This window comes from Rhodoferax sp., assembly GCF_018063565.1.
GTDB lineage: Bacteria > Pseudomonadota > Gammaproteobacteria > Burkholderiales > Burkholderiaceae_C > Rhodoferax.
Genome location: NZ_JAGPBB010000118.1, coordinates 1 through 8,570 on the forward strand (window position 1 = coordinate 1; position 8,570 = coordinate 8,570).

Annotated in this window: 8 protein-coding genes; 2 read left to right on the forward strand and 6 right to left on the reverse strand. The window is 55.0% G+C overall.

Annotated elements, in window-relative coordinates; all coding sequences use genetic code 11:
• Positions 1 to 821: 821 nt before the first annotated feature.
• Positions 822 to 2,081, reverse strand: a complete 1,260-nt coding sequence (locus tag KBF66_RS17640; protein ID WP_296660493.1) for a Zn-dependent hydrolase — start codon at positions 2,079 to 2,081, stop codon at positions 822 to 824.
• An 8-nt stretch (positions 2,082 to 2,089) separates the two neighbouring features.
• A complete protein-coding gene (locus tag KBF66_RS17645; protein WP_296660496.1) occupies positions 2,090 to 3,466 on the reverse strand; it encodes an amidohydrolase family protein in 1,377 nt (458 codons plus the stop codon).
• Positions 3,467 to 3,580: 114 nt separating this feature from the next.
• Here KBF66_RS17645 and KBF66_RS17650 point away from each other — a divergent pair, with 114 nt between their 5' ends.
• Positions 3,581 to 4,486, forward strand: coding sequence for a LysR family transcriptional regulator (locus tag KBF66_RS17650; protein ID WP_296660499.1), 906 nt, complete (start codon positions 3,581 to 3,583; stop codon positions 4,484 to 4,486).
• A gap of 6 nt (positions 4,487 to 4,492) precedes the next feature.
• Here the strand turns inward: KBF66_RS17650 and KBF66_RS17655 are convergent, their stop codons facing one another.
• The 4 genes from KBF66_RS17655 to KBF66_RS17670 are packed head-to-tail and all read right to left on the reverse strand — an operon-like array spanning position 4,493 to position 7,487.
• The gene (locus KBF66_RS17655) at positions 4,493 to 5,158 is read right to left on the reverse strand and encodes an amino acid ABC transporter permease (RefSeq protein WP_296660504.1); all 666 of its coding nucleotides are present in this window, start codon (positions 5,156 to 5,158) and stop codon (positions 4,493 to 4,495) included.
• Between the two features lie 14 nt (positions 5,159 to 5,172).
• Complete coding sequence (locus KBF66_RS17660; RefSeq protein ID WP_296660507.1) at positions 5,173 to 5,844, reverse strand: amino acid ABC transporter permease; 672 nt, start codon at positions 5,842 to 5,844, stop codon at positions 5,173 to 5,175.
• Between the two features lie 28 nt (positions 5,845 to 5,872).
• Positions 5,873 to 6,604: an amino acid ABC transporter ATP-binding protein gene (locus KBF66_RS17665; protein ID WP_296660510.1), complete on the reverse strand. Its 732-nt coding sequence runs from the start codon at positions 6,602 to 6,604 to the stop codon at positions 5,873 to 5,875.
• 28 nt (positions 6,605 to 6,632) lie between these two features.
• Complete coding sequence (locus KBF66_RS17670; RefSeq protein WP_296660513.1) at positions 6,633 to 7,487, reverse strand: ABC transporter substrate-binding protein; 855 nt, start codon at positions 7,485 to 7,487, stop codon at positions 6,633 to 6,635.
• Positions 7,488 to 7,689: 202 nt separating this feature from the next.
• On the opposite strand from KBF66_RS17670, the gene KBF66_RS17675 reads away from it, so the two are divergent.
• Positions 7,690 to 8,019, forward strand: coding sequence for a DHCW motif cupin fold protein (locus tag KBF66_RS17675; protein WP_296660519.1), 330 nt, complete (start codon positions 7,690 to 7,692; stop codon positions 8,017 to 8,019).
• Positions 8,020 to 8,570: the final 551 nt, after the last annotated feature.

Below are 8,570 nucleotides of genomic sequence, written 5' to 3' on the forward strand. Positions count from 1 at the left end.
CTCTGCTGAAGTCGCGGCATCCGAAGTCAGCGTCAAATAGCCAGCATCCAGGGTTCGGCGTAGTCTTGTAGCGTTTGACTGCAAGCAGGATGCCCCATCTGCATAGTGGTCGTCTCTTCCCGACCAGGTGCAGTCATATGACTTGATTGCTTGTGCGGCAAGTCAAGACCCCTTGCCGCCGGTCACGAGAGTCAGCTTACGGGTGACCCAATCCATTGCTCATCAGGAGCCGTTCGTGGCGGGCTTCAACGTGTCCATACCGGTCTGCCAGCTTTACAAACTGGTGTCGCTAGAGCGGTCGCTCAATACCACCGACAAGGGTTTATTCAAGGAGTCCGGAAAGCATGGGCAACCTCAGACTGCAGCCCGATTGATCGTGCCGGGCCAAGTTCTATTAATAGACTTTTCTCGGTAAATATGTGAATCTGGCCAACCCTAAAGGCTGCCCCGGTCGTAATAGATGCCTGACCAGTGGTTAGATAGCGCAACCAGGTTCTCAGCGTAAGGGAAGTTGCCGGTAGATTAGAAATCTCTCGTTCCTAAACTTCAAATTGAACGATGGCTTGATTACTTCACCCAACAAGAAGATAACCTTAGAAAAATTGGGAGATCGGTTGGACGCAGTGCCGATCTGTTCGCGATTCAAGCGGTAACTCGATGAGTCCACGATAATTCGGTCAGCAGCGGCACCAATGCATGTCAAAAGGCTGAAGCGTATCAAACTGTCAATCACGGTTGGCGCGCTTTTCTGCGATGAACTCACTGCGCGGGGCTGCGTCGTTTATCGCTATGTGTCTTCGACTTTTGTGCAGACAGATTTGTCATTGGGGCGATCGATCAAGCTGCAGATCTAGTACCCGAATGGTTTCAAACATCACACGCGTCCCATCCATCAGTTGCTCAGGCGTGATTGACTCTTGTGGGCAGTGACTGCGCCCGTTCAGGCACGGAATAAAGACCATGCCGATGGGACCGGTCGGGGCCACGTACACCGCGTCATGTCCTGCCCCACTGGGCATGCGCATGTTTGGGTAACCCAGCGTTTGACTAGCTTGCTCAATCGCCTGCATCACCACCTCCTGGCAGTCTGTCGGCTTGGATTGGCTCACATGTTCCATTTGTGCGGTCAACCTCAGGTCTGTCAGGGCGGTCTGCACCGCTGCCATAACCAACTCCGGAAAGGTATCCAGCAGTTGTCGGCTTTCGCTGCGTACTTCCATCATCATCTCCACCACACCCGGCACCGCATTGGGCACGTTGGGCTGCATGGAAATTTTGCCGATTGTGGCAACAACATAATGCGGATTGCCGCTCATGCGCGAGGCTTCCTGATTTACGATCCTAATGATCTCTGCCGCACCCACCAAGGCGTCACGCCTGATGTCCATGGGGGTTGTCCCCGCATGGTCGGGCTGTCCCAGCACGGTAATCCGCACGCGCCGAATGCCCACAATATTGGTCACCACACCAATGGGCAGGCCACGCTTTTCTAGCACGGGACCCTGCTCAATATGCAGCTCGACGAAGGCGGCCGTGCTGTTTGGGCCGCGCAGTGGGGCGCTCAGGGCGCTAGGATCTGCGCCGATGCGCGTCATAGCCTGGGCCAGCGACTCGCCCTGCTCATTGCACAGTGCAAGCATGGCCGGATCCAGCAACCCCGAGAACGCCCGGCTGCCGATACACGACGCGCCATAGTCGCTGGGCTCTTCAGAGAGAAAATCGATCACCTCCAGCGGGTGTCGCATCTCCACCCCGGCATCCTGGAGTGCATGCGCGATTTCAATGCCAGCCAGCACACCGATGATTCCGTCGAAGCGGCCACCCCCCACCACGGTGTCACAATGCGAACCCGTGATAATGGGCGCCAATGCGCTGTCACTGCCCTCACGACGTCCGATTAGATTGCCACCGGCATCCTGATGCACGGCCAGTCCCGCATCTCGCATCTGCTGCTTCAGCCAAGCCCTGGCCTCGACAAACAGCGGAGAAAACGCACGTCGCGTCCATGGGACATCAGGAAGCGTGAATTTCGACAGCGACTCAATGCGGCCCCAAAGGCGCTCAGAGTTAAGTGAAGTCATAGGTATTTTCATAGGATGCACTGCCCCACGCGACCGGGCCCAGGTCGGACGAAGCGACCACTTCCCTCTTGATTCACGATGCGACCATCAGCGTAAGCCGCGCTCCCGCGCGACCAAGTGGATTGAACACGTACCGATAACTCCATGCCTTCAAACGAACTCCATTGCACCGCTGAGAGGCTGGTGCCCGGATCATAAGCATAGGTCTCGGGCTTGAGAATTACAAAATCTGCATCAGTTCCAGTTTTGAAGGATCCCTTGGAATCATCCAGTAAAAAGTGTCGTGCTGGGTTGGTGGACAGTTGGCGAGCCACCATGCTCGGAGAGATGCCGTGCGACTGGCAACCCGTCCAGAAAGCAGGCAACAGCGTCTCAAGGCCTGGGCCGCCTGATGAATTCTTAAAAACATTCGGGTTGCCCTTGCGCTCCAACCCCCAACTCACATGGTCCGACGAAACAAACGTGCATTCGTTGTTGGCGATATGGGTCCACAATAAGTCCACCTCGGCTTTAGGCCGAATTGGCGGGTAATGCTTGGTCTTGGCGCCAAAGCGTTTGGTGTGCTCTTCGTGATTTAGCATCAGATACTGCACGCAAGTTTCAATGCTGGACTTATGCCCAGCCTGACGGTACATGTTGCATACCTGAAAACCGCGCGATGTCGACACATGCACTGCGTGCGCTCGCGCACCGGTTTCAGCGCCCAGTTCATAGATAAGTGTGGTCGCTAGGTTCTCGATCAGCGGCGTATGCGCGCGCATGAAAGCGTCCCAGCCTGTGTCATCGGCGTCAATCAATCGCTTAATGTTTTTACGCGTCAGCTCTTGCATCTGGTTGTGAACGCCGCATACTAAACCCGAAGGGGCGATAAGACGAAACGCTTCATAAAGGTCGTCCTCCTCCACCCGGGGAAAGCGCCCGGGCGTTGCCTCGAAGGTAGAAAACTTGAATGCACAAACGCCACCCTCGATCAGGCCGGGCGCAGCCTGTAGCCCATGCTGTTCATTCAGTGTGCCAAACAGTGCCACATCTACATGACATTCACGCTCGACCTCAAGAATCTTGGCATCGAGCTGAGCCCGACTGGCCACCGGCTCTGGATCGTCGTACGGCATGTCCACCATCAACGTCACACCGCCGGCCGCGGCGGCTCGCGACGCCATGCCAAGGCCTTCCTGGTGGGCTTGGCTTCCGGAGTGCACCTGCCCGTCGATAACACCGGGTAATACCCACAGCCCAGTAGCATCCAGCTTATCGCGCCCGACCGGCGCCGGGCCGGCTCCGCGTGCAGCGAACTTCCCGTCACGCACACCCAGCCAGCCATTAGCCACAACGCCATCACCGTCGACGAGATTGCCGGTAAGCACCAGATCAAAGTCACTCATACCTTCTGTTCCTTGCTGTTCAATTTAGGTAGTTTAGGTTTGGATTTGATAAATGTCTTATACTTATTTATGCTCTATCCATAACATAAAGTTAATTTATAAAATACGAATTTCATGCGCATGAATTTGAGGCAAATCGAGGTGTTCCGCGCCGTTTTGTTATCGGGCTCGATCAGCGACGCTGCCAAGCAGTTGCATGTTTCTCAGCCTGCGGTTTCCAGGCTGTTGTCGTACACCGAGCAAAGGCTCGGGCTCACGCTGTTTGAGCGCATCAAGGGCCGCCTATACGCCACACCTGAGGCCAATCGGCTGTTCCAGGAAGTCGATACGGTCTACCAAGGCGTGCAACGTGTCAACGAAGTGGCTGAAGACCTGGCCGAGAACCGCGGCGGTCACCTTCGCATAGGTTGCAGTCCCAGCCTTGGCCACGACCTGATGCCACAAGCGATCACACGCTTTTATAAAAAGTATCCCGACGCTCGCATCACGCTCGAGACGCAAACGCCCCGCACGCTGCTGCAATCCGTGCTGACGCAGCGCGTCGAGTTGGGTCTTGCCTTCATTATGGAAACACATCCTAGCGTTTGCGCACAGCTTTTGTACAAGAACGATATGGTGGTCGCGCTGCATACCAGCAACCCGCTCACGGCCAAGAAAAGTATCCACATCAAGGAGTTGCTCTACCAGCCATTCATCGGCTACAGCAGTGAGATCCCAGTGGGACAGTTGCTACGCAAGATGTGGCTCGACGCTGGCCTGATGATTCGCCCACGCACCGAGGTCACGCAACTACATGTCGCCTGCGCGCTGGTTCAGGCCGGAGCAGGCGTTGCGCTTATCGACGAGCTTACCGCATCAGGCCCCGTTTGGACGAACATCATGGTGCGCCCCATGAAGCCCACCGTGGCGGCACCGGTCAGCATACTGCATGGTACCTTTGCGCCGCTGTCGCGAATGGCGCAGGCTTTCATTGACACGCTTTACGAAATGCCGGGGGCAGTCGAACGACCAGTTGCCTAAACCAGGTCAGGTCGGAATGGTGACCTTGTGCATGCGCGAGATCAAACGCACCAATGGCCACAACAGGAGCACGTACATGATGGCGGCTGCAATCAAAGGTGTGGGGCTGTAGGTCAGGCTCTGACCCAGCTGCGCCGCACGCAATAACTCATCCATCGCCACCACAGACGCGATGGACGTTTGCTTCACAACCTCGAGCGTGTTGCTGGCCAAGTCGGGCACCACGTTGCGCACGCCCTGCGGAATGATCACATGCAGCATGGTCTGGCGGCGGTTCAGGCCAGTCGACCGAGCGGCCTCGACCTGTCCCTTGGGTACGGACTCAAGACCCGAGCGAAAAATTTCCGCAAAGTAACTGGAACCGTTGAGCACCAGCGCCAGTACGGCGGCCACGAATGGGCTTAGCTCGATACCCGTCATTGGCAGTGCATAGAAGATAAAGATCAGCAGCACCAGGGGCGGAAACGCGCGCAGAAAGTCCACGTAACCCACCAACACCCGGTTCAGGAGCTTGTGTCTTTGATAGTGCATCGACGCGATCAACAAGCCGATTCCTACCGCCAGTGGCAACACTACTAAGGATAGTAGTACCGTGCCCCACATGCCCTTAAGGAGCAAGGGAAAAATTTGCTTGAGGATATCTGGGTTCAGGAAAGTTTGGATGAAGTCCATCAGTGCCATCCTCTCTAACGCACAGGGTTGAAGTGAGTCTCCAACCAACGAGTCAGGCGCACGAAGGGGAGGAAAATCAAGCAGAACAACACCGCGCTTACCATCATCGGGGTGGGGTTGGCAATCGTTGATTGCACGCTGGAAGCCACGTTCAATAGCTCTGGTACCGCAATAACGGATCCCAGTGCCGTGCCCTTGGTTATGCCGATGGCGCGGTTAGTCAGGGGTGCAATGTTGTTGCGCAAGACCTGGGGCAAAACTACTGAGATCAACGCCTGCGAAAAACTCATCCCGGTCGAGCGCGCAGCTTCCCACTGCCCGCGAGCAATGGCGCCAAAGCCACCCCAGAAGATCTCCTCGGCAAATGCCGCAAGAATCAATGCCAAGCCAGTCACCGTGGCTACCACCGGGCTCAGCGTGATGCCGGCCGCCGGCAAAGCGAAATACACCACCACGATCACCACCAACTGCGGAATAGCGCGGAAGATGTCGATGAACACGACGATCAAAGCGTTGATCGGCTTAATCTGGTGTGCGCGCACGACCGCCAGTGCCAGGCCGAGCGCGATGCCCGAAACCACCGTAGCCACGGCCATGCCTAGTGTCAGCAGGAACCCACTCCACAACTGCGGGAGGTAGGGCCGGATCAACTCAAAGTTGAAGAAGTAATAAGAGATTTTTTCCATGGAGCAATGACCGCTGGGTGAACTGCGTCTAGTGCTCGCGCGCCAGGAAATCACGAATCCGCTGGTGACGAGGGGTCACCAAAACTTCCTGTGGCGTGCCGCGATCCATAATTGCACCCTTCTCCATGAACACTACCTGGTCGGCCACCTCCCTGGCAAACTTCATCTCGTGCGTCACCACAACCATGGTCATGCCGCGTTCACGAGTACGCTTCATCACGTTCAGCACCTCGCCCACCAGTTCAGGATCGAGTGCCGACGTGGGTTCGTCGAACAGCATCACGGCGGGGTCAAGGGCCAGCGCGCGCGCAATGCCTACCCGCTGCTGCTGTCCGCCCGATAACTGTGACGGGTAATGCCCCACGCGGTTGGCCAGACCCACGTCAGACAAATGTTCCAGGGCCAGTTCTTCGGCCTCCATCCGCTTCAATCCCTTGACCTTTCGCAGCGCCAGCGAGACGTTACCCAGAGCGGTCATGTGCGGATACAGAAAGATCCCTTGAAACACCATACCGATTTTCTGACGCACCTTGTTCAGATCGACCACCGGAGACGTAACATCTATCCCATCAACTAAAATTCGTCCAGCTGAAGGCTCCTCAAGCCGATTAATGCAGCGCAGGCATGTGCTCTTTCCTGAACCTGATGCCCCAACAATGACCGTGGCCTCGCCTCTGCGCACCGTCAGATTAATGCCACTCAGGATTTCAGTATCCCCGTATGACTTGCGCAAAGATTCGATCACGACCATGTCATTCATTCAAACTCCTTAGTTATCAAGACATGTATCAAGAGCACTTGGCCGTGTGCGGCGTAGTGTCGTAACCGTCAAAGCCAGGCGCACCATAACCCGGGAAGATCTTTGCACCTGAGGTATCAGCTTCAGGCGCCGAGCCAAACCACTTGATATGGATTTTTGCCATCGTGCCATCCGCTTTCAGGCATTCAACTGCTTGCTCGACTTTGTTTCTGAGAACTACATCGGCCTTGCGAACGGCATAACCCATGTTAGTGCCTGTGTTGAAGTTGTAGGCCACTTCGGCTTGTGGCGTCTGCGTTGTAATGTAGCGAATGACCGCCGTTTCAGCCATGTTGGCGAATGCACGGCCTGTCAGCACGGCCTGTACAGCATCCGCGTTCTTGTTGTAACGCTGGATTTCAAAGCCGTACTTAGACTGGTTGTCCTGTAGCCACTTATCGGAGAAGTTGCCGTTGTTGACTGCAATGGTCTTGCCCTTGAGTTCTTCCAGCGATGCTAGCTTGCTACCCTTCTTTACCAGAAAGCCCACTCCACCTGCGAGGTAAGGCTCGGTAAACAACATCTGCGACGCGCGCTCGTTAGTGACGTTGACAGGGCTGAAAACCAGATCAAAACGATTAGAGAACAAGCCCGCAAAGATGGCGTTGAACGGCGTGTCCGACACTTCGACGCCGGTGTAACCGGCCTTTTTGGCAACGGCCTGAATCAGGTCATACGAGTAACCGTCAATCTGGCCGTTGGCGTTGCGCATCACAAAGGGGGCAAAGCCGACATCAGCTGCCACCTTCAGGTTTTCGGCGCTGGCAGTCGATATGCCGGCGCCCAGCAGGGAAGCCGCGAGGACCGCGACAGAGGCAGAACGAAGTGCAATTTTTTCAAACATGTTGTTTCCTGTTAGAGCGTGTTAAGACCGGGATGGATTGTAGAAACGCCAACATATATCAACTAATGATTTTTTGTTCAGCACTCATAACAAATTGTTAAGTAATAATATTACATGAAATGACTCTAAGATTCCCTTGAACTGTTACATTGGTACCGTATCAAGCTTTGCTACAAAACAGATATCAATTCAGGAAATGACCATGGAAATGTCCAACATCCCGTTCGCAACCACAGATTGGTCAACCATCCAATGTACCGAACACAACGGCAAAATTGGCTTGGCTTATTGGCGCACTCAGAACTTTGGAAACATTCGGGTTCGTATGGTGGAGTACACGCCTGGCTACCTAGCTGATCATTGGTGTAGCAAAGGGCACATCCTTCTATGCACTGAGGGCGAACTTCACACCGAACTTAAGGACGGGCGTAAATTCTTACTTAAGGCGGGCATGAGTTATCAAGTTGCAGACAACGCAGAACCACATCGATCCTTTACAGCAGTTGGGGCAAAGCTCTTCATCGTAGATTGAAAATATTTTCCGGTGCCTGAACTGTTCATCACAAATTCGCCACCTGATCAAATTGGCGGCAGCCCCCGTGCCAATATGACCTGACTCGATTGCCTGGGCCAGGCTGTAGTTCACGCTCGAGCGGTCTCGGTGGGTGAGTCGGGAGATCTGGCAGCAGGAGTCGCATATTGAGGCAATCAGCCTAATGCTGACGGGTTGCTTTGAGGCCGGTTGCTGTGAAGTCGTATTTCGCAGCTCCGAAAGCGGTCAAGCACGATTGGTCATTTTGGTTGAGTCCGCGTGCCCATCTACTTGAAATCGAGACTATACAGCCGACGGTTGGCCACATACATCGATGACAGGTGTCGGGCGATCAGTTTGAATTTCTGTAGGCCCGCTCCCGCTGCACAGGAGCCGACAAATTTACTTCCGCGTTTGACAGCTATGGGCACCAAAAAGTCGCTGGCGACGGTCAGGTTCCCGGTACATTGATTTTCTGCGAGCCCCAGTCGATACGCCAATCGTCGAATTTTGGTTCTCCTGCGAGCGCGTCTGTCACACATGCTGAGTCG